Raw genomic sequence first — 22,364 nt, 5'->3', positions numbered from 1 at the left:
TAACAGTAAACTATCTTAACAAAGATGCAAAATTTGAGGTTGAGATATTCAGTTATCAGCTTCAATCGGGGGCAACAACTTTGCTCTCGTTATGATGGTTGATTGACCAACGGTGATCGACAGTTACAGAGGAAAACTCGCAAATTTCTTCTAGTCGTTTTTGTTGTACCGCAGCTTTACGGAGAGTAATAATTAGTTGATTTACCTGATGTCGTAAATCTGGATTATCATTAACCGCTAACATAGTTTGTCTTTCTAAAAGTTGAAGTATAAGTTCGTAGTGAATAGGTGAAGGTAAAGGAATTTGCTCCATGAAGTTTAATTTTGATTTCATATTTTGGAATTTTGTCTTAGTCAAATTTTATCTCTTGTAAATAAATTGTTACATAAGAAATAACTAGTTGCTTATGGCTTTGATTTGATTAGCGATGAAGATTTAGCAAAGATATTGATAATAGTTGACAGCAAAATGCTGCGTGTCTACGCATAGTATGCCCCATTAGTTGCCCTGTACTAAGAGGTACAGGGGAAGTTTTTATTTCAGAAATTTTTCGGTAATATACTGGCGATCGCAGCGCCAGGATCTGGTTGTTTTACCAAAGACTCTCCAATGAGTACAGCAGATGCACCTGCTGTAAGCACTAAACTCAAATCATCTGGGTTGTGTAGTCCTGACTCACTGACAACAAGGATGTTTTTCTCCTGCAATTGGCTACCCCTTGCAGCTAAAAGTTGGCAAGTAGTTTGCAGGTCAACAGAGAAATCTTCCAAATTGCGATTATTGATTCCTACTAAGGAGACACCATCCAAGGCTAACACACGGTCAAGTTCTGCCAAGCTATGGACTTCAATCAAGGCTGCCATTTTCAAGTTGTTAGCAATTTTGAGGAAGTATTTCAAATCTTGATCGCTCAGGATAGCCGCAATCAACAAAATAGCATCTGCACCGTGAATCCGCGCCAAGTATATTTGGTAAGCATAAATGATAAACTCTTTGCATAATAAGGGCAAATCTACAGCAGCCCGAATCTTGGCTAAGTTTTCAAAACTACCTTGAAAGAACTTGACATCGGTTAGCACGGAAAGACAACTAGCACCACCTTGCTGATAAGATTGGGCGATCGCTACTGGATCAAAATCTTCTCGGAAAACGCCTTTACTTGGTGAAGCTTTTTTAACTTCGGCAATCAATGCTGGTTTAGTCTTGCCTTGGCGCAAAGCAGCGACAAAATCATGGGTTGGCGGCGCAGTCAGTACCTGCTTCCGCAATTCTTGCAAAGGAACCTTTTCCCGCATCAGGTCATATTCTGCTTCTTTCTGCCAGACAATTTCTTCCAAGATATTGTTTGGCGCTGAATCAGGTACGGCAGCCTGGTAACGTAACATCGATACAGCAATAGCTGGGTTAGGGGAACGACGACGGATTTGCATAATTAGTCATTTGTCAGTGGTCATTGGTCATTTGTCATTGGTCATTTGTCCTTGTTTATTGACAAAGGACAAATGACAGAGGACAAATGACTAAATAGCTCGTTTATAAGCTTCGTCTAGCACTTCCGAGAGTGTCGGGTGGGCGTGAACTAGATGTGCGAGGCTTTGGACGGATTGACGGTTTGCGATCGCGGCTGACGCTTCATGAATTAAATCTGAGGCGTGCAGTCCGAAAATGTGAACGCCTAAGACTTCTCCTGTGTCTTTGCGATATATCACCTTGGCAATACCATCGGCTTCATTTTCTGCCAACGCTTTGGAATTCCCTTTGAAGTAACTCCGACTTGTGGCGATTTCAAACCCTTCGGTTTGTCCCAATTCCTTCGCTGCGGTTTCTGTTAAACCTACATAGCTAACTTCTGGGTGGGTAAAAGCTGCTGCGGGGATGCTGCGATAGTCTACTATTCTTTCCCTCCCAACTATATTTTCTACTGCGATGATGCCCTGAGCAGAAGCCGCATGTGCTAACATCATCTTCCCATTAGCATCGCCAATTGCCCAGACATTTGGTACTACTTCACCGCCTGATAGTACTGCCATGCGATCGTCAACTGGAATAAAATTCCGCCGATCGAGTTCTATACCCACAGACTCTAAACCAAGATTTTTGGTCGCTGGGATGCGTCCTGTAGCCACCAAGCAAGCATCTACTTCGATGACATCTACATCTTCTTTGGTTTTGAAATCTGCTAACTCAATTACCACTGGTGAACCAGGGGTGACTTTTTTGGCGTATATCCCGACTTTGGTTTCAATATCGCGGGGAGTAATCAGCACGCGTTCGGCAAGTTTGGCAATATCGCGGTCAAATCCTGGCATTAACTGATCTAGGGCTTCAATCAAGGTGATTTCACAACCCAAAGCTGAGTAAATATCAGAAAATTCTAAGCCGATGTAACCACTACCAATAATCGCCACCCAGTCTGGTAGCGACTCTAACTTCACACCTTGGTCGCTGGTAAAGACAGTTTTGCCATCTACTTCAATCCCTGGAGGTACAAAAGGAATTGAACCAGGAGAAAGGATGATGTCTTTGGCTGTGATGATTTTTTCACCACCGTCTCCAGTGATAGAAACTTTTTGTGCCCCAGCGATTTTTCCCCAACCCCTGAGAATATCGACTCCTAGACGTTTGAGACTGTTGGTTAAGTCCCCTTGAATTTTCGAGACGAGATTATTAGCATGGTTAGCGATCGCTTGGCGATCAAATTCCACACTACCAATTTGAATTCCCAGCGATTTGAGGTGGTGGGCATTGCGTAACTCCCGCACCCGCCCAGATGCCGCCAGCAGCGCTTTAGAAGGAATACAACCCCGATTAACACAGGTTCCTCCCATATCACCAGCTTCAATAATCGCTGTTTTTAAACCACAACTTACGGCGTGTAAGGCTGCGCCATGACCGCCTACACCAGCGCCGATAATGACTAAATCGTAATCAAATCCTTGACTCACGTTAGGTTCCCCGTCTGCTTCGCCTATTTATTCTCAACTTGACCGACAATCAGCGCAACCCCTTTAACAGTTATCAGTTATCAGTTGTCAGTTTTATTGCTGGGTTTAAGCCCCAAGCACATAGTTATTCAGTGAACACTGGAAACTGCTAACTGATTTAAATCCCCTACCATCCGCCTGATAACTATTTACTGATTTAACGTTCGGGTGTTGCTAACTTCAATTATGATTCACTGACTTCGGGCGAAAAGATGGATGTTTTCAGTAATTATAGTCAAATCTAGATACTTATTTTTTTTATACTCCAAAGGTGAGATGCCCCTGATGGGAGAGAAAAGGAGAATAACCAATGCCTAATGCCCAATACAACTCTTGGAGAGGCTGCGCCCTAAGCGTAGCTATGCCGCAGGCTTAACGACTACGCTCAGTACAAGTGACCAATGACAAATGACTAATGACTAATGACTAATAACTTTACAGCGCCATCGCCTAACACCTAAGCTGGATTTAGGATTCATCCAGAGGATTTACACAGGCGATCGCTCGATGTCTATTCCCCAAATTACTGAATTTACTATCCGCCGTCATGCCAACACCAAATCTTTCCAACGCGGCGAGGCATACTATGAGGCTGGTGCTGTTCATGCTGTTACCCAACGTGGTCATCTACTTCAAGCGGAAGTTGCAGGTACTGAAGCAAGACCTTATCATGTCAATTTGAGTTTCGATAGCAGTGGGTTAACCTCAGCAAACTGCACCTGTGCCTACAACTTTGACGGGTGGTGCAAACACATTATCGCCACAATGCTTGTCTGTGTGCGTGATTCAGAAAGTATTGAACAGCGCCCCACCCTAGAACAACTACTCAATCGCCTGGATAATATCCAAACTCAAAGGCTGCTGCAAGAGTTGGTAAATGAATACCCACCACTAATTGATGCGATTGACCGTCATGTAGGTTGGATGACGAATCCTATTGTTGAGCAAACAAGCATAAAACCCTTGCGCCGCCGTACTATTGATCCGGCTCCTTTTCGGCGGCAAGTCCGGCAAATTATTCGGGATGCTGTGCGCTTCTTTGAGGAAGGGTGTGAAGAAGACCCAATTGCCGAAGAATTGGTGAGTGTGGTGCAAACTGCGGTAGCTTTTAGCGAACGGGGAGAGGGTGAAAATGCGATCGCTATTTTAGAAGCGATTACCTTTACTTGTGTGGAAAATTGGGACGATATTGCAGATTACGGCGCTGAAAATGATGAAATTGTCGGGGAATTAAATGAGGCTTGGTGTGAAGCAATTCTGACTGCTGAACTTACCCCAGAAGAAAAAGTTGATATTCAAATAAATTTGGAAGCTTGGCAAGATGAGTGGAATGCTGATTTTGGTCTAGTGATGGAAGCTTTACGTCAAGGTTGGGATTATCCGCCCCTAGTGCAAGTTCTTCAAGGTAATATTACCGAAAGGGGAGCTTGGGAAGAAGACGTGCCAGACTATGCAGATGATTTGGCACTAATTCGGCTAAAAATTCTTGAACGTCAAGAACGTTACCAAGAATATCTCTATTTAGCAGAAGCAGAAGGACAAACCCAGCAGTATCTCACAATGTTAGGGCGTTTGGGCAGAGTAGAAGAAGCAGTTGATGCTGCTCAAACCCAGATGAACTCAATGGAAGAGGCGTTTGCCTTAGCGAAAGCCCTAAGCGAACAGGGGGCGTTACAGCAATCACTAGATATAGCCCAGAGTGGGTTAAATTTACCAGGGAATTGTCAGTACGAATTAGGAATTTGGACAAGTGATTTAGCTGTTGAATTGGGTAATAGCGAAGCTGCTTTGTTAGCAATTAAGGCAGCTTTTCAAGTCAAGCCCTCCTTTGTTGACTACGAAAAGATGGCAGAATTAGCTGGGGAAAACTGGGAAACTGTCAAAACAGACCTGCTGAGAATTATTCGTACTTATAGTGGTTGGGGAACAGAATCAGCCAAGGTAGATATATTCTTGCATGAGGGGCTAATTGATGATGCAATTGCGATCGCTAGTGAACTCAGTTCTTATTATTCAGAATTGATTCATCGCGTCATGAGTGCCGCTATCCCTCACAATCCTAATTGGGTGATTGCTAATGCGCGTCGCCGTGCCGAAAAGATTATGGATGGAGGTAAGGCAGAATATTACTACTATGCGGTTGAATGGTTAAAAAAAGCCCGTGCCGCCTATTTGGAATCTGGGAAGAAAGCTGACTGGTTAAGCTATCGGGAAAACTTGATGCAAACCCACGCTCGTAAACGTAAATTGATGGGAATGTTGCAGCAAAGGGATATGGAGTAAAAAATATTATTTTTAAGCTTTTATTTGATAGACATCTCCAGAAATTAAATATGCGTTAACCAGAACCCTTGTAGAGACATAGCAATGCTACGTCTCTACATTCTTTTTCGGAGATGTCTAATGGGTTGTAGAGACGCAAATTTTTTTTACGTCTCTAGAAAGTTTTAATGAAAAACCACTGATCAAATTGAATGGCATTTTTAAATTGAGATTTACCCAAGATATTAACCTTAACGGCAAAAGATGAAGTAAGATTCACATCTGAGACAGTTTCCGTATAATTCCATAGTTACGGACAAAAAATAGTGCAGTGCGATGATTAATAAATATCCTCAGAATCTTATTGCGTCCCATTTACCACTGAGTATGCTTGTATTACTCAGCAGCATCTCTTCTAATCCACTGAAAGCTCAGGCTGTTGATACTACACAATTACCAACTAGTACTTTCATCCTTTCACAACAACTCCCACCACCACAAGATTTACAACCACCCGTACCTTCGCCACTTCCCTCACCTGAACTACCTCAGCCACTTCCCCCACCAGCAAAACTATTTCCCCCCTCTGTCCCAACTCCCACACCTGATGAACCACTACCTGGTAATTTTCCTCAAACTATTGTTGTTGAACGGTTTGAAGTCCTTGGTAGCACAGTTTTCAGTCCCGAAGAGTTAGCCGTTGCCACTGCTGAATTTACCACACGACCAATATCGCTGAGTGAAGTGTATCAAGCACGTTCTAAAATTACTGATCTATACGTCAGAAATGGTTATATTACCTCTGGTGCATACATCCCACCTCAAACAATCAAATCTGGTGTTGTAAAAATTCAGGTCGTTGAAGGTAAATTAGAAGATATTCAAGTAACTGGAACTCGGCGGTTAAATCCGAATTATGTCCGTAGCCGCCTAGCGATCGCTACATCAGCGCCTCTGAATCGGCAGCGTCTACTAGAAGCACTACAACTCTTGCAACTGAATCCTTTGATTCAAAACGTTTCTGCTGAACTCTCCGCAGGATCGCGGACTGGTTCGAGTCTTTTGGAAGTCAAGGTTAGTGAGGCAAAAACCTTTAGTAGCCAGATAGTTCTTGATAATGGGCGATCGCCTAGTGTTGGCAGTTTTCGCCGCCGATTACAATTGAATGAAGCCAACTTATTGGGATTGGGAGACGCTCTAGGTGTCGCTTACACTAATACCGATGGTAGCAACTCCCTTGACGCGAACTATACATTACCACTCAATCCCCGGAATGGCACACTGACTTTCAACTATGGCATCACATCAAGCAATGTCATTGAACCTCCTTTCGACGTTTTAGATATCCACTCAGATTCTCGCTATTACGAACTGACATTCCGCCAGCCAATAGTTCAAACTCCGACACAAGAATTCGCCCTTGGGTTGACAGCCTCACGACGCGAAAGTGATATTTCGTCTTTGCTACAGAGAGAAGGGTTTCCCGGCTCTGTACTTTCACCTGGAGCTGATGAACAGGGACACACTAAAGTATCTGCATTCCGATTTTTTCAAGAATGGACGAGTCGTAACAGCCGTGAAGTCATCGCCCTCCGCTCTCAATTTAGTTTGGGTATAGATATCTTGAGTCCCACGATTAATCAAAATGCTCCTGATAGCCGTTTTTTTGCTTGGCAAGGGCAAGCGCAGTGGGTACGCCTTTTAGCTCCTGAAACCTTAATGTTGCTGCGTTTAAATACGCAACTTGCATCTAGAACACTTCTGCCTTTAGAGCAATTTGGCTTAGGTGGACAAGATAGTATTCGGGGCTATCGTCAAGATTACCTGCTGACGGATAATGGCACTTTTGTCTCTGCGGAAGTTCAAGTACCAATTCTGCGCTTACCCAAGATAGATAGCACGTTACAGGTTGTTCCCTTTGTGGATTTTGGTGTTGGTTGGAATAGTTCAGGTAGAGAGAATCCTAACCCTAATACTTTAGCTGCTGTTGGTCTGGGGTTGCGTTGGTCACAGGGCGATCGCTTCACTGTTCGTCTTGATTGGGGCGTTCCTTTAATCTCAGTTGAATCAAATGAGAGAACATTACAAGAAAACGGTCTGTATTTTAGTTTACTGTATAATCCTTTTTAAAATTTAGGTGTTAGAAACAGTTTATTCTCTTACCTCATCTACAATAGGCTTCTCTAACGAGACGCTACTTCGACCTAGGAGTACACTAACGGGGGTTCCCGTCATTAAAAACTAAAAATTAGACGGTTATTTATATAATGTGGAGTTTCTGCACCACTCAAAATAAAAATCCGTAAATATACTATATATTCTATTCAGTGTTTGATTTTATTCTGGGTATCCTAAGAAAGACAAGGTTGGGCTAAATAGACGAAGGGACAAAGCTTATAACTTATCTCTGGGACTTCCAGTTAAAAATTTTCCAACCAATAATCGTGGTTGTAGGGTGTGTTATCGCGATAAGGTAACGCAACTGTTATCTATAGGTGGTACGTTGCTGTCCATAACATACCCTACTGGATAATTTATTTTTTGGAAGTCAAAATGATTTTAGAGAACAGTTAGAACTTCTACCGCAAAACTGATTGAATAATTAGCCATATTATTCAAGAGGTCAATCATAAATAAAATGGTTGGTTTGCAACTCACACCAATTTTGTAATGCCTGCGGCGGGCTACACCTACGTAGGTAGTGACAAATTTTATGAAGTAAGTTTTGCTAGAAGTTAGGACTTTCAGACCGCACTTCTGGAAATTTTATTTTTCAGACTAAGACAAAAATATATGAGTATTTGAGGAACAGCCATGCTAGGAAATGAGCGGGAAAAAATACGCCATCTGTTGGTCATCAAAGACCTGCAAGGGCGGAGAACTGTCCCCCTACGAGAGACTACTTATTCTCTGGGGCGGCATCCTGCAAACACCATTGTCTTGGTTTCTCAGTCAGTATCAATGCAACACGCAATTTTGTTGCGAGTAACTGTTCCAGAGACTGACCAATATGGCTTCCAGATTATTGATGGCAACTTCAAGGGTAAAGGAAGTACTAATGGCTTATTTATAAATGGTACTAAATCCTTTTCTCATAATCTTAGAAATGGAGATACTATTGCCTTTGGCAGCAATCAAGCTCAGGCTAAATATTATGCTATTTCCAACATTTCAGAAGAAGCATTTTCTGAATCTTTTGATGTTGAAGACTTATCTGGTTTTCTATCAGAGCAAGCCAGTCCTGCCAATCCTTTTCAAACCCTAGCTATCGATCCCAGCTTGGAAGCAGCTAGTGAGTCTGCCTTAGCTCGTCTAGCATCTTTCCCTGAACTCATCCCCAATCCAATTATTGAGATGGATTTCCAGGGAATAGTGACTTACATCAATCCTGCTGCTACTCTCAAGTTTCCCAAACTCAGGGAAGTTGGGACAGAACACCCGATATTAGCAGGACTCCTGAGTACAGTTAAGAATTTAGAAAAAAATTCTTTTGTGCGGGAGGTGGAAGTAGATACAGAAGTTTTTGAACAATCCGTTCTTTACCTTCCTCAAAGTGATTTAATTAGAACTTTTATTATTAGGGATATTACAGAACAAAAACAAGCTACAGCCGAATTGCGTCAGCGCGATCGCTTGCTGCAAGCAGTTGCAGAAGCTGCTAATTATTTGCTGGGGGAAATGAATTACGAAACTGGTATTGAGCGAGCTTTAGCGATACTGGGCGAAGCTGCCAAAGCAGATCGTGCTTATCTTTTTCAAAACCATCCCCATCCTGCTACAGGGGAAAGAGCAGTCAGTTTGCGGTTTGAATGGACGCAATCTTTAATTGAATCTACCCACCACCATTGGCAGAATCAGGTTTATCAAGGTTCTGGATTAGCCCGTTGGTATACTATTCTTTGTAGCGGCCAGTCAATTAGCGGACTCACCCAAAAATTTCCGATCGCCGAACAAGAATTCCTCATTAGAGATGGCATTCAATCCCTTCTTTTAGTGCCTCTCCGCTTGGAGAATGAGTGCTGGGGCTATCTTGGCTTGGCAGACTGTACCTTTGAGCGTCATTGGTCAAAGCACGAAGAATCTACACTTTTGACAATGGCCGCTAGTATTATTGGTGCTAGGCAACGTCAGCAAGTAGAAGAAAAGATTCGCTATCAAGCCCTCCATGACATGCTGACAGGGTTGCCCAATCGCCTACTATTTAACGAACTGCTGAGTAAAACTCTGCCCAATGCCACTCGGAATGGCGAAAGTTTAGCTGTGATCTTCCTCGACCTGGATCGCTTCAAAGTGATTAATGACACCCTGGGGCATACTTTGGGAGACCAATTGTTAAAAAACGTCGCTCAAAGATTACAAGATTTACTCAGAGGGGGAGACACTATAGCCCGTTGGGGAGGCGATGAGTTTACTATCTTACTCCCACGAGTTACTGATATTGAAGAAGTAACGCAGGTGGCGTACAGAATTTTACAAACCTTAGAAGATCCTTTTTATCTCCAAGGGCATGAACTTTATGTGACTGCTAGCCTTGGTATTGCCTTGCTTGATAACAACAGTCCTGATGCCGAAACACTAATCCAGCACGCAGATGCCGCTTTATACTACGCCAAAGACAAAGGGCGGAATAACTATCAATTTTATAGTGTTTCTCTGAGCGCCAAGAATCCTGAACTTCTGACTTTAGAAAAGAGTTTGCGTTATGCCCTAGAACGTGAAGAATTTACGGTTTTCTATCAACCTCGTGTGAACATTAGCACAGGAGAAATTACTGGTATGGAGGCTCTGTTGCGTTGGCAGCACCCAGAAATGGGATTGGTAGCACCCAGTGTCTTCATTCCCCTCGCCGAAGAAAGTGGATTAATTATCGCCATCGGCGAATGGGTGCTACGGACAGCCTGTATGCAAAATAAAACCTGGCAAGATTCAGGATTGCCACCTATAACTATGGCTGTCAATCTTTCTCTGAAGCAGTTCCGCCAACCCAAATTGGTGGAGATTATAACTAGAGTTTTAGAGCAAACGGGTCTAGATGCCCACTTTTTAGAATTAGAAATTATGGAAACCACAGCCATAGAGGACTTGGGTTTTACCAGAACGGTGTTAGAGGAGCTAAAGCAGATGGGTGTTAACATCTCCATTGATGACTTTGGTACGGGTCACTCCTCGCTCTCGCGCCTACAGCTTTTGCCACTCCACAATCTCAAAATAGATCAGTCTTTCATGAGAGATTTGAAGCCGGATTCAAAAGTATCTCATATTATCCAGGCCATAGTTACCTTGGGACACAGCTTGGGATTGAAGTTGACAGCCGAAGGGGTGGAAACAGCAGAACAATTGGAGTTCTTGAAATCTATCGACTGTGAGGAGGTACAGGGCTATTTCTTCTACCGCCCACTTCCTGAACAGAAAGCAACAGAAATTCTCGAAAGTAAACGACCAATCATCTAGTACCGCAAGGCGGAATTAAAAATTAAAAATTAAAAATTAAAAATGAATACAGCATAAGCATTTCATTTATTTATGGGTGGTTTATTTCCGCCGTGTTGTACTAGTACAAGAAAAAACTGTTTGTACCAGTAACGATACAATAGCATTCATCATAATTCGTAATTCCTAGGGGTTGATACCCCCGTTCCCATAAACAGCTTGTTTTGTGTCGGGGGTAAAATTCAGTCACAAAACATAATTACGAATTACGAATTGTTTATTGTCCTGCTGCCGACTTTTTTCGTCCTATGCTGCCAGTCATCTATTCCGACGAATTTTTAGATCACAAGACTGGAAAATACCATCCCGAAAAACCAGAACGTTTAACTGCGATCGCAAATGCCCTAAAAGCAGCTAGATTCACAGATAAAATTGACTGGCGATCGCCTACACCAGTATCAGAACAGCCATCACTGATGTCTATGTTGGTTAAAGCTCATAGCCCAGCCTACATCAAAAAACTTTGGCAAATCGCTTCTAGTGGCGGCGGCCCTTTGGATGGAGATACACCAGTTTCCCCACGCAGTTATGATGTGGCATTGTTGGCAGTCAGTGCATGGCTAGATGGTGTTGAAGCTGTGTTAAAGTCGGCTAATCCAGCTTTTGTATTAGCACGTCCCCCAGGACATCATGCAGAAAGCGATGCTGGGATGGGCTTTTGCCTATTTTCTAATGCTGCGATCGCCGCTTTCTTTGCCCTCGAACAACCCGGAATTAATCGCGTCGCCATTCTCGATTGGGATGTACATCACGGTAATGGTACTCAGGCGATCGTCGAAACTGAAGCACGTATCGCCTACTGTTCCCTACATCAATATCCATGTTATCCCGGTACTGGGAGAGCCACAGAACGCGGCTTTCATAATAATGTATTAAATTTACCAGTACCTCCTGGTAGTGATATTGCAGTATATCAGCCGCTATTTGAAAGGCAAGTCATACCGTTTTTAGCCAACTTTCAAGCGGATTTACTGATTGTGAGTGCTGGTTATGATGCCAATGCCGCCGATCCTCTAGCAAGTATCAATTTGCAGCCAGAAGACTATGCTTTATTTACTAATTATTGTCTAGGCTTAACTCGTAAAATTCTGTTTGGCTTAGAAGGTGGTTACGATTTTGATACTCTTTCTCAATCAGTTGTAGCGACAATTGAATCCTGTCTACTTTAAATTTTCTCGTTCCCCTGATTACCGAACAAAAGTTCACAAAAGTAAAGCAGGCAAAGATTTCTTGAACTGAAGAGTTGAAGACAAGTCTCTCCCCCTTTTCTTCCTTTCAAGGATAGGTTTTTTAGTATGTCGAAAATAATTGAGAAAATTCTCAACTATTTAACGTAGTTTGGTCGTTTCAGGATTTAAACATCGGTTGAAATAGTTAAAAAATGACCAAATACAAAATACCTACCCTTTTAAGCCCTTTTCTTCCTTGTTTCTTCTTCATGCCCCATACTTAATGCACTTTTTTCTCAAGTTCATCAAATCTTCAGAAATAAAAATTTTGAATGGGGTTCTGAAAGAGCTAAAGTTTTGTTAAGATGCAATTGCTAGCAGTTTCTCAGCGAAATTCACCTATCAGGGTGTGGAGAAATAAAAAGTACTAGCAGCACAAATTTTCAAAGGTGAAGCAATGACCACCTATATTTTTTTCGGTGAAGCCCTACGGATGTTGACTAATGCCTATTTGATATCAGCAGTACTGTTAATAGCAGCTTCTGGTATAGGTTTAGCGGTAATTGAAACAATAGAAAAGGCAGGAGAACGCTAAGTTTACAGATGGCAATTGTAGTTATTGCCAAAAACCATTGGGTGCAAGTGTTCGCCGTGGATAAATCTTGGGAATACTAAAGCATGAAAGTCTCACAGCGTTACAGTCTTACCTGTAAATCTACCAAACATACAGGTAACTGTAGCGCTATTGAGACTCTAGCCAAGGAGTTACTACAAATGAGTCTATTCGACGCTGTGTTGGGTACAGAAAACCAAACCCAAGCAGCACTCAATTCAGCGGAAGCTTTTGCTGTTATTGTCTTGGCGGCAACAGCTTCAGACGGTTATCTTTCTGTTGAGCAAGCAAATTCTATCACTTTTGTGCTGTCTCGGATGAAACTTTTTACAGGTTATCCTCATGAGATGATGAATAGGCTGTTTGAGCAAATATTGGGCGTTCTCAAGGGGGATGGTTTTAACACTTTATTTGATGCGGCAAAGGATTCTCTATCTCAAGACTTGCGGGAAGCAGCCTTTGCAGTAGCCACTGATTTAGTCTTAGCTGAAGGTGTTGTCGCTGAAGAAGAAAAAAGCTTTTTAAACGATCTATATCAAGCTTTAGGCGTTTCTCGTGAGATAGCACTACAAATCATGCAAGTAATCTTAATTAAAAACCGGGGATAGCAAAATAAAGCATCTGCTTAATTAAACTATATAAATAGCTTCTAAAAAAGGCGTGCCAAAGGACTTAAGCTTCTTTGGCACTATTTTTGGTGTTATTGTGAATAGACTTCAATTTGGGACTTTTTCGAGAAGTCGCAAATCTTGTTGTTCAATGCAGTATTGTGTCATAATTCGATTTTATAATTTTGAACTTTAAATTGTAAATTACTTATGCGTTGTTCTGCCACCCTATCCCAACTGGTTAAAGTTCTTTTAGCCAGTCCGATAAACTTATCTGAAACTGCTTTAACACAAGTAAGTTGCGGTATACAAACAGATAGCCGTACCCTAAAGCCGGGTGAAGTATTTGTCGCTTTGCGAGGTGATAAGTTTGATGGACATAAATTTGTGCCAACTGCGATCGCAAAGGGTGCAATAGCTGCAATTGTAGATTTTGAATACGAAAATCCCGGTTTTCCGGTGTTACGGGTAAAAGATACCTTAAAGGCATATCAACAAATTGGCAGATGGTGGCGCGATCGCTTTAATATTCCTGTAATTGGCGTAACAGGTTCTGTGGGTAAAACTACAACCAAAGAATTGATCGCCGCAGTTTTAGGAACAAAGGGACGAGTTCACAAAACTTATGGCAATTACAACAACGAAATTGGTGTTCCGAAAACTCTCCTAGAACTTGGCGCAGAAAATGACTACGCTGTGATTGAAATGGCGATGCGGGGTAGGGGACAAATTGCCGAACTTACACAAATAGCGCGTCCAACAATTGGAGTAATTACCAATGTGGGGACGGCACATATTGAATTACTGGGTTCCGAAGAAGCGATCGCTGAGGCAAAATGTGAGTTGTTAGTTGAAATGGCTGCTGATAGTGTGGCAATTCTCAACCACGACAATCCTTTATTAATGGCTACGGCGGCGAAAGTTTGGCAAGGAGAAGTTTTGACTTACGGCTTTTCTGGTGGGGATATCCAAGGGCAGTTAATTGATAACGAGACTGTGGAAGTTGGAGGAATCCAACTACCTCTACCGCTACCTGGTCGTCACAATGCGACTAATTTCTTGGCAGCTTTAGCAGTGGCAAAGGTGTTGGGGATCGATTGGGCAAGCCTTAAAGCAGGTGTAGAGGTGGATATGCCCACAGGACGATCGCAGCGATTTACCTTGCCCAATGATGTGATAATCTTAGATGAAACTTATAATGCTGCACCAGAAGCGATGATTGCATCGTTGCAGTTATTAGCAGACACACCCGGAAAGCGGAAGATTGCCGTATTGGGTGCAATGAAAGAATTAGGAGAGCGATCGCAGCAGTTGCACCAGCGAGTGGGAGAAACAGTACGAAAGTTGAATTTAGACGGCTTGTTGGTTTTGGTGGATGGAGAAGATGCCGAAGCAATGGCTATTAGTGCCGAAGGTATCCCATCGGAATGCTTTGCAACTCATGCCGAGTTAGTGGCTAGGTTGAAAATATTTGTACAAGCAGGCGATCGTTTATTGTTCAAAGCCGCCCATTCCGTGGGATTAGATCGGGTTGTCAATCAGTTACGTGCAGAATTTACCCAATGAATCTACCGCTAGAAACCCAACGTCTCAAACTACGAGACTTTGTAGAATCAGATTGGCTAGCGGTTCATCAATACGCTAGCGATCGCGAAGTTGTACGTTATTTGACTTTTGCTACTAATAGCGAAGAAGATACCAAAAACTTTTTGCAAAGAGAGATTGCATTACAAGGAGAAAAACCCCGTCGGCATTTTGCCTTAGCAGTGACTGTGAAAGCCCAAAATCAATTAATTGGTATCTGTCGCATATCCGTTAAAGATATTGATAATAAAACAGGCTCTATTGGATACTGTTTTACTAAGCAATTTTGGGGACAGGGATATGCAACAGAAGCTGTAAAAGCAATTCTATCCTTTGGTTTTCAGGAGTTAGACTTACATCGCATATTTGCGACTTTTCATCCAGAAAACATTGCTTCAGCACAAGTTATGCAAAAAATTGGAATGCAGCAAGAAGGATATTTGCGAGAACACCATTGGATTAAGGGAGAATGGCGAGACTCTTGGCTATATGCCATCCTTGAGCATGAATGGAGAAATCTAGATTTCAGACGTTGTTGGAAAGGCTAGGGCTGTTACTGTAACGTCTTTGATAAAGAATTGCTCCCAAATTAGTCACCAAACACGTGATTGCTAGCCACAACAAGATATAAGTAGGAGCCATCACCACGCCAATCATGAACCAAGTATATACGTGCAGGATCATTACAGAAGCAAAAAAGCTAGCAATTCCAGCAGATTGCCATACTTGATGTGATGGGCGACGTAAGGCTACCAGACCCATTGTTAAAATTGTGACAAGCAAGTTCGCTGGAACGAGAAATGCACAAATACTTATGCAGTTACCACGAGAGAACTCTACTAAGGTGTTAAAATCGAGCATTAATGTTGTTGGGATAGATGTTAGCTTTTTAAGAACTTAATTTATTTTAAAATAACTAAATTTAGATTAACAGGTGAGTGAGTAATCACATTGCAAACATAACATAAATTAAAATATTGAGTTGCGTTTTGATACTACTCAATAGTTAGTTAATTATAAAGATTTTGGATAAGTAGGGTGGAAAATATCCACCCTAGCTGAATTAACCCGGTAAAATCACGGTATCGATAACGTGTACCACGCCATTATCAGCTTCGATATCTGCTGCTAAAACTGTGGCATTTTTAACTTCAAAACCATCTAAAGAATGAATTTTAATCGGTGAACCTTCCACAGAATTAACCGTGCCGAGTTCTGCCAAATCAGCCTTTAGCAGCTTTCCTGGAACGACATGATACTTTAAAATTCGCGTTAGCTGGGGAATATTCTGTAACAGAGTTTGGATAGTTCCCGGCGGTAATTTGGCAAAAGCATCGTCATTTGGTGCAAAGACAGTGAACGGGCCAGGACTTTTTAATGTTTCTACTAAACCAGCAGCTTGTACAGCCGCCACTAGTGTTTTGAAAGACTCAGCCGTAACAGCAATATCAACAATATCAGCCATAGACCTGACCTAAATTTTTGCAAAAGATTTTAAAGGATAATAAACCTATTTGAAGTTTTATTAAATAGGGGTGAGGGAGAAGAGGTAGGGGAGCAAGGGAGCAGAGGGGCAGGGGTAGTAGGGAGGTAGGAAGACAAGGGGACAAGAGGTGAGAACTTGAAACAAGTCTTTCTCCTTGTCCCCAATTCTCCTTGTCCCCAAGTCCTCTTCCCAATTCCCATTAATTCCGATTAGCTTTCCAATTTGCTAGATCGGTTAAAGAGCGATCGCGGTAACGTCCGTAACGCTCTTGTTTACTTTTGATTTTCGCACCCAATTCGGGAAAAATACCAAAATTGGGGGGCATTGGTTGGAAATGCTTCGGCGAAGCGGAACTAATAAATTCCAATAATGCACCCATCATTGTTGTTGGTGGTAAAACCAAAGCTTCTTTACCCAAAGCTAGCCGTGCTGCATTAATTCCCGCCAAGCAGCCACCCGCAGCCGCAGCAGTGTAGCCTTCAGTACCAATCAACTGTCCAGCAGCTAACAACGTTGGACGTTCTTTAAATTGCAGAGTTGGATTCATTAACTGAGGGGCATTAATAAAAGTGTTGCGGTGCATAACTCCCAACCGCACAAACTCCGCTTTTTCCAAACTTGGAATTAGCTGAAATATCCGCTTTTGCTCACCCCAACGCAGATTAGTTTGGAATCCTACCATATTCCACAGTTGACCGGCTTTGTCTTCTTGTCGCAACTGCACCACAGCATAAGGACGTTCCCCGGTGCGAGTATCTGACAATCCTACTGGCTTCAACGGGCCGTAGCGCATGGTATCTTCCCCACGCTGTGCTAGTTCTTCAATGGGTAAACACGCTTCAAAAAATTTTGCTGTTTCCCGTTCAAAACCTTTTAGTTCTGTTTGTTCAGCTTTACAAAGTTCTTCTCGAAAGTGCAAATACTGCTCTTTATTCATTGGGCAGTTGAGATAAGCAGCTTCACCTTTGTCATAACGTGATGCCATAAAAGCAACGTCACGGTTAATCGATTCTCCGACAATGATCGGACTAGCCGCATCGAAAAAGCTGAGGTATTCCATCCCCGTAAAGCGTTGCAAATCTTCTGCTAATTCGGGGCTGGTTAAAGGTCCAGTTGCCAAAACCACAATTCCTTCAGGAATCGCAGATACTTCACCCCGGCGAAATTCAATTAAAGGATGGCTGGCTAAAGTTTGAGTCAAGTCTTGGCCAAATTGTCCCCTGTCTACCGCTAGCGCCCCACCCGCAGGAACGGCGTGTTCATCAGCTTTGGAGATGACAATAGAACCAAGTTGACGTAATTCTTCGTGCAATAATCCCGCCGCGCGATCGCTAGCCATTGCCCCAAAGGAATTACTACAGACTAATTCTGCCAAATGTTCTGTATGATGAGCAGGACTGAAACGTTTTGGACGCATTTCATGGAGAATTACCGGTACTCCAGCTTGGGCTATTTGCCACGCTGCTTCAGTTCCAGCTAGTCCACCTCCAATTACTTGTATCGGTTGTTGTTCCATAGTTAAATTTTTAGTTCCCATATCATAAGTATCCATCAGCATCAGCGCTAGGACACATCAACAACTAAAGTATTGCTGAGTTGGACTTGAAACTTTTGTACAAAAATACAAAAACTCAATTTTTTCCCTGTGCCTAGAGCATGAGATTTAAATAACTAAATTAAACTGTATTGAGTCATCAGTTAAAACAGATAAGATTTTGAATTTTCAGGAATTAAGTCTAGCCGCAATTACAAATTATCTGTATTAATTCCTTTCTCTCTGAGTTTCGCTAACAATTCTTGATAGCGATCGCGCTCTTTTTCTAATTCTTGTAAAGCCGCTTCCTTTGCTTGACATTCCCGTTCTGCACGTTGGCGTTCCTGTTGGCGTAACTGGTCAATTTCTACGGGTGACAAAAACTTTTGTCCGGTAGGAGAAACAATTTCCAGGGTATCCGGTGTTAATGTAAAACTGATTCCCAAACGCGGACTTACCCAGCCATTCATCTCCTCGATGACTTCAAAACTATCCCCAGAACGGAGCAAGCCATTTAAATCGTTTTTAGCCGGATCATAAATATAATATTCTTCCACGCCGTAATGCTGGTAAAACTGAAATTTTTTGGTCATTTCTTTGAGGGTGTTACCTGGCGATAGTATTTCAAATACTACCTGTGGGGGGATATTATCTTCATCCCACTGTAAATAGGAACCCCGTTTTCCTTTTGGTCTACCAAAGACTACCATTGTATCCGGTGCTTGTTTGAGATTCGGGTTTCCTTGAACTGGATACCAAAACAAATCTCCGGCGATAAATACATCAGTTGTTGATGCAAATAGGATTTCTAAATTTTCTTTAATTTTGACAATCCATGCAAATTGTTCTGTATTATCCGCCATTGGCTGTCCGTCGCTTTCCGGGTAGATGACTTCGGTGGTGGTTTCTGTTGTAACTTGTTGTACCATTGCTGCACCTCCAAGTATGGGGTTTTTAGCTGATATTTCTAGTTGAGAAAATACGTAAATGCAAAGCGCCTTGTAGCCAGACATTGCTTGTCTGAACTTATTCATTGAAAGGTGTTTGCTGTATTGCTTGCTGGACTTGTGCAATATCCAAATCTAACGCCTGTGATATCTGTTCCACGCTTAAACCAAGTGCTAGCAGTTTAGGTACAGCTTCTAATTTTGCCTCAAAACGACCTTTTTGTTTACCTTCTTCTTCAGCTTCTTGATAAACCCGTGTTTGCTTCAACTCACTTAACCCAAACATAGCTTCTATCTCCTCTCGACTTATGTTAGGCAATTTATAAACTAAGATTGTCTCTATTAATTCTAGTAATTGTTTTTGTGGTAGTTGCAAATTTACGGCTTGTTTAGTACGGTTAATTAGTTCTCTGGCGGTAGTAATAGTTGTATCTTCATTTTCAATTACTAATTTTAGGGTAGCAATACCTATTGGTAGTGATGCAGCTTCGCCTAATTCATCCAAGTAAATTATACTAATGCGATCGCTGTTGAAGAATTCGTGGCAATCTTGTAGCTCACCAGTATCTATACTCCTTCTGGGATAAATCACCACTCCTCGCCAAGAATTTTTAGATTTATTTTGCCGTAAATAGAGAAATGCTTCCGAAACTAGGCGCAAATAAATATCTGAATCTGGTTGAAATTGAACTTCAACGAAATAAATTGGATTTTCTTCGTCTTGAGTGGGAAGAAATACACCATCTATTCTAAAGGCAGTTTGTTTGATTTCAACTGAAGAGAATTGATAGATATTTGCAGTTTCAGGAGAATTGCCAATCAGTTCAAAGAAGACACTGGGGAATTCTTGAAATAGGCGATAAAATATGCTATCAGTTTTCACTCTGGATGTTGTAGCAAAATTTTTAACTTCAGCAATTTTATAATGTGCTGCTCTCTGATTGCATAAATTATGCAAGATGGAAAACTAACTATTTGGCAGCTTTTTGTATTTTTTGATCGTAAATTCCATGCTTATGGAAATTTCCGATCGCGCACTTCCACCGCATAATCTTGTACAGCCTTGGTAATCGTCTCTCGCAAGTTGGTGTAAACCTTGGCGAACGGTGGATGTTTTTCAGCCAGTCCGATTACATCCGAGGTAACTAAAACCTGTCCATCGCAGTGAATTCCTGCACCGATACCAATTGTCGGAATGCTAAGTTTTTGTGTAATCTGCATTGCCAAATCTGCGGGTATATGCTCTAAAACTATAGAAAATACACCTGCTTGTTCGAGAGCGATCGCTTCTTGTAAAATTCTCTCACTCGCTTCTTGGGTTTTCCCTTGTTGCCGCAAACCGAGTTGATGTACTGATTGCGGTGTCAAACCGACATGACCCATTACCGGAATTCCAGCTTGAACCAAACGAGCAATAGTTTCTGCGATCGCTGGATAGCCACCCTCCAATTTTACCGCTTGAGCGCCCGTTTCCTTTAGTACCCGCCCAGCTGAGTGCATTGCTTGTTGAAGACTTTCTTGATACGTCAAAAATGGTAAATCTACAACGACTAATGCCCGTTTAACCCCACGACGCACAGATTTGGCATGGTATATCATCTCATCCAAAGTTATCGGCAGTGTTGTTTCATACCCTAAAACTACTGCCATAGAGTCACCCACAAGGATTAAGTCTACACCAGCTGCATCGATGAGTTGAGCGATCGCATAATCCCAGGCGGTCAACGCGACAATTGAACGTCCCTGTTGTTTCCATTGAATTAATTGCTGGGTAGTGATTGCCATTTTTAATTAGGGGATAGGTGATAGGGGATAAGTGATAGGTATAGGTGATCGGCTAAAAGAATTCAGTCCCCTGTACCCTGTAACCTGTCCCCTAATTCCTACTTAACAGCGCGACTGAAAGCAATATGGGTTTTTGCACTATCCGTTTTGGGCATTAACCAAGCCAGACCTTCACTAGTGCCAATCCATAGTTTATTGCTGATGTCAGGTACAAGGGCAAGAACCCGACTAGAAGGAAGTCCAGCAACTTCTGCATCTAACACAGCGCCTGTATTTGGATTTAATCGTAACAAACCATTGCTAGTTCCAACCCAGACACTACCATCTTTAGCAAAACGTACCGCCGTCACATCACGCCCACGCAGGCGAGTCACAGACCGCAAAACTGCACCAGTTTTTGGGTTAATGACTAGCAAATTATTCGGCATTCCGGCCCAAATTAAGCCTTCTGGACTGATAGCTAAAGCTTGAACAGTCGTCCCTGGTAAATCGGCAATGCGCTTCATAATCGAAGCACTAGCAGTATTTACCCGCACCAATCCATCAAGAGTGCCAACCCACAGTTGACCTTCAGCATCTAAAGTTAGGGTGTTGGCGCTGACACCAGGCAGATTTTTTACTGTTGTCATAATCAAACCTTGGTCAGGACTAATTAGGGCTAAACCACTATCAGTTCCAGTCCACAAATAACCCCGTTTGTCAAGCAACAGTGACAAAACCCGTTTAGAAGGCAAAAATAAATTCTGTGCGGTGATTTCATTCGTGCGAGGGTCTACTCGAACTAGTCCGCCATAACTTCCCACCCACAAGCGTCCTACTTTGTCTTGGGCTAAAGCACCAATGGCAACATTCGGTAAGCTAACACGAGAAATAATCTTGCCAGTTTTAGGATCAATCCGCGATAATCCCCGCCAAGAACCTACCCAAAGATTGCCTGTAACATCTGCCAGTAAGTTACCAACACGATAATCAGTTTCTGGCGAATTTTCTTGCACTCCGCGCTCATCGGGCAAAGATTCTACTCGCGGTGGCGGTGCAGAAGGTGGATAAGCGGGGGTTAAATCAGATGATTTGATGTCAGGGGTTTTTTGTGCCCATCCCATACCTGGCACAGCTATCAACCCAAACAAGATAGAAGTAATCAATAAACTAGTACGCTTGCAAAATAGTACCACGGTGACATTTCCTTTGGAGACATTACCCATAGTCATTACCTAAACTGGCTTTGGGTTAATTTCAGTGTTCCCCTAGTTGGGATTTTTTAAACATTGGGGATTGGGGACTGGAGAATAAATATTTAGGAATACTTTTTTATTACCCAGTCCCGAAACACTATTGATGACACCTTGTAAAGCGTTTGTAATAAAATGTTAAATCATTATGTAATAACAAAACTAAATATATAAGTTCAAAACTTTGAAAGAATAACTTATCGAATTATTGATATATTGTGGAATAAGTTACAAATTACGTGGTGTGCAATTTTTTATCTTTCGCTCACCACTCTGCTAAATCTCTGTCAAGTAAATTCTTTTCTGGTATCTTTTCCATCAATGGGGAAGATAGAAGGAGTGTAGAGGTGGGAATGTCTGCCAGCCAGCCCAATCCCCTGAATACCCCAATTTGTAGGGGAATTATCTAAAATAAAGCCGCGAAAAGCGGGAGTTTTGGTGAAATTGAGAAGGTTTAGTCGGGTGCGAAAAAGAGGTAAAAAAGAATTTTGATTCGTATAAAGAGGAAACAGTAGAAGCGCTAGGTCGTGTACCCCTAGAAGGGGATAACACTGGTGAGGAGGGCTACCACCGCTACCAAAGTGTCCGCCGCAAAAAAACTGCAACCCTTGGGCAAAAACAACCCCCAACAAAAATTTTTCCCGAATCTTCTCCTTGATGAAGGGGGAA

At 42.3% G+C, this 22,364-nt stretch carries 19 protein-coding genes; 8 read left to right on the top strand and 11 right to left on the bottom strand.

All coding sequences use genetic code 11. The features are described 5' to 3' along the window. Positions 1-61: 61 nt before the first annotated feature. The 3 genes from FD724_RS22840 to lpdA form a co-directional block, all read right to left on the bottom strand. Complete coding sequence (locus FD724_RS22840; RefSeq protein ID WP_114082938.1) at positions 62-313, bottom strand: DUF5340 domain-containing protein; 252 nt, start codon at positions 311-313, stop codon at positions 62-64. A 227-nt stretch (positions 314-540) separates the two neighbouring features. After that, positions 541-1,431, bottom strand: coding sequence for an indole-3-glycerol phosphate synthase TrpC (gene trpC, locus FD724_RS22835; RefSeq protein ID WP_179074200.1), 891 nt, complete (start codon positions 1,429-1,431; stop codon positions 541-543). A gap of 90 nt (positions 1,432-1,521) precedes the next feature. Further along, positions 1,522-2,946, bottom strand: coding sequence for a dihydrolipoyl dehydrogenase (lpdA, locus tag FD724_RS22830; protein ID WP_179074199.1), 1,425 nt, complete (start codon positions 2,944-2,946; stop codon positions 1,522-1,524). 546 nt (positions 2,947-3,492) lie between these two features. On the opposite strand from lpdA, the gene FD724_RS22825 reads away from it, so the two are divergent. The 8 genes from FD724_RS22825 (at position 3,493) to FD724_RS22790 (ending at position 15,259) form a co-directional block, all read left to right on the top strand. Then, on the top strand, positions 3,493-5,268 hold the full coding sequence (locus tag FD724_RS22825; protein WP_179074198.1) for an SWIM zinc finger family protein: 1,776 nt from the start codon (positions 3,493-3,495) through the stop codon (positions 5,266-5,268). A 315-nt stretch (positions 5,269-5,583) separates the two neighbouring features. Next, a complete protein-coding gene (locus tag FD724_RS22820; RefSeq protein WP_179074197.1) occupies positions 5,584-7,377 on the top strand; it encodes a ShlB/FhaC/HecB family hemolysin secretion/activation protein in 1,794 nt (597 codons plus the stop codon). A 684-nt stretch (positions 7,378-8,061) separates the two neighbouring features. Beyond that, complete coding sequence (locus FD724_RS22815; protein WP_179074196.1) at positions 8,062-10,698, top strand: EAL domain-containing protein; 2,637 nt, start codon at positions 8,062-8,064, stop codon at positions 10,696-10,698. A gap of 287 nt (positions 10,699-10,985) precedes the next feature. Next, complete coding sequence (locus tag FD724_RS22810; protein WP_114082932.1) at positions 10,986-11,906, top strand: histone deacetylase; 921 nt, start codon at positions 10,986-10,988, stop codon at positions 11,904-11,906. A gap of 457 nt (positions 11,907-12,363) precedes the next feature. Next, entirely contained in the window at positions 12,364-12,501 is a 138-nt protein-coding gene (locus FD724_RS22805; RefSeq protein ID WP_041566338.1) for a hypothetical protein, read from the top strand. Between the two features lie 179 nt (positions 12,502-12,680). Further along, entirely contained in the window at positions 12,681-13,127 is a 447-nt protein-coding gene (locus tag FD724_RS22800) for a tellurite resistance TerB family protein (protein ID WP_179075595.1), read from the top strand. A 210-nt stretch (positions 13,128-13,337) separates the two neighbouring features. Beyond that, positions 13,338-14,693, top strand: coding sequence for a UDP-N-acetylmuramoyl-tripeptide--D-alanyl-D-alanine ligase (gene murF, locus FD724_RS22795; RefSeq protein ID WP_179074195.1), 1,356 nt, complete (start codon positions 13,338-13,340; stop codon positions 14,691-14,693). After that, positions 14,690-15,259, top strand: a complete 570-nt coding sequence (locus FD724_RS22790) for a GNAT family N-acetyltransferase (RefSeq protein ID WP_179074194.1) — start codon at positions 14,690-14,692, stop codon at positions 15,257-15,259. The genes murF and FD724_RS22790 overlap by 4 nt, the downstream gene beginning before the upstream one ends. Here FD724_RS22790 and FD724_RS22785 read toward each other — a convergent pair. The 8 genes from FD724_RS22785 to FD724_RS22750 all read right to left on the bottom strand — a co-directional run bounded on the left by FD724_RS22785 (position 15,237) and on the right by FD724_RS22750 (position 22,327). Then, on the bottom strand, positions 15,237-15,572 hold the full coding sequence (locus tag FD724_RS22785) for a hypothetical protein (protein WP_012410531.1): 336 nt from the start codon (positions 15,570-15,572) through the stop codon (positions 15,237-15,239). The two genes, FD724_RS22790 and FD724_RS22785, sit on opposite strands and share 23 nt — an antisense overlap. 202 nt (positions 15,573-15,774) lie before the next feature. Then, positions 15,775-16,176: a fasciclin domain-containing protein gene (locus FD724_RS22780; RefSeq protein WP_012410532.1), complete on the bottom strand. Its 402-nt coding sequence runs from the start codon at positions 16,174-16,176 to the stop codon at positions 15,775-15,777. A 220-nt stretch (positions 16,177-16,396) separates the two neighbouring features. Further along, positions 16,397-17,713: an FADH(2)-oxidizing methylenetetrahydrofolate--tRNA-(uracil(54)-C(5))-methyltransferase TrmFO gene (trmFO, locus tag FD724_RS22775; protein ID WP_179075594.1), complete on the bottom strand. Its 1,317-nt coding sequence runs from the start codon at positions 17,711-17,713 to the stop codon at positions 16,397-16,399. Positions 17,714-17,943: 230 nt separating this feature from the next. Beyond that, positions 17,944-18,660: a Uma2 family endonuclease gene (locus FD724_RS22770; protein ID WP_179075593.1), complete on the bottom strand. Its 717-nt coding sequence runs from the start codon at positions 18,658-18,660 to the stop codon at positions 17,944-17,946. 97 nt (positions 18,661-18,757) lie between these two features. After that, a complete protein-coding gene (locus tag FD724_RS22765; RefSeq protein ID WP_114083000.1) occupies positions 18,758-19,561 on the bottom strand; it encodes an Rpn family recombination-promoting nuclease/putative transposase in 804 nt (267 codons plus the stop codon). A gap of 131 nt (positions 19,562-19,692) precedes the next feature. Then, complete coding sequence (panB, locus tag FD724_RS22760; RefSeq protein WP_179074193.1) at positions 19,693-20,463, bottom strand: 3-methyl-2-oxobutanoate hydroxymethyltransferase; 771 nt, start codon at positions 20,461-20,463, stop codon at positions 19,693-19,695. A 98-nt stretch (positions 20,464-20,561) separates the two neighbouring features. Beyond that, entirely contained in the window at positions 20,562-21,674 is a 1,113-nt protein-coding gene (locus tag FD724_RS22755) for a two-component regulator propeller domain-containing protein (protein ID WP_114082928.1), read from the bottom strand. 308 nt (positions 21,675-21,982) lie between these two features. Further along, the gene (locus FD724_RS22750) at positions 21,983-22,327 is read right to left on the bottom strand and encodes a hypothetical protein (RefSeq protein WP_114082927.1); all 345 of its coding nucleotides are present in this window, start codon (positions 22,325-22,327) and stop codon (positions 21,983-21,985) included. Positions 22,328-22,364: the final 37 nt, after the last annotated feature.

The sequence above is a fragment of the Nostoc sp. C057 genome (assembly GCF_013393925.1).
Lineage (GTDB): Bacteria > Cyanobacteriota > Cyanobacteriia > Cyanobacteriales > Nostocaceae > Nostoc > Nostoc muscorum_A.
The sequence above is the reverse complement of the archived record's forward strand: the minus strand, read 5'-3'. Positions and strand labels throughout refer to the sequence as shown.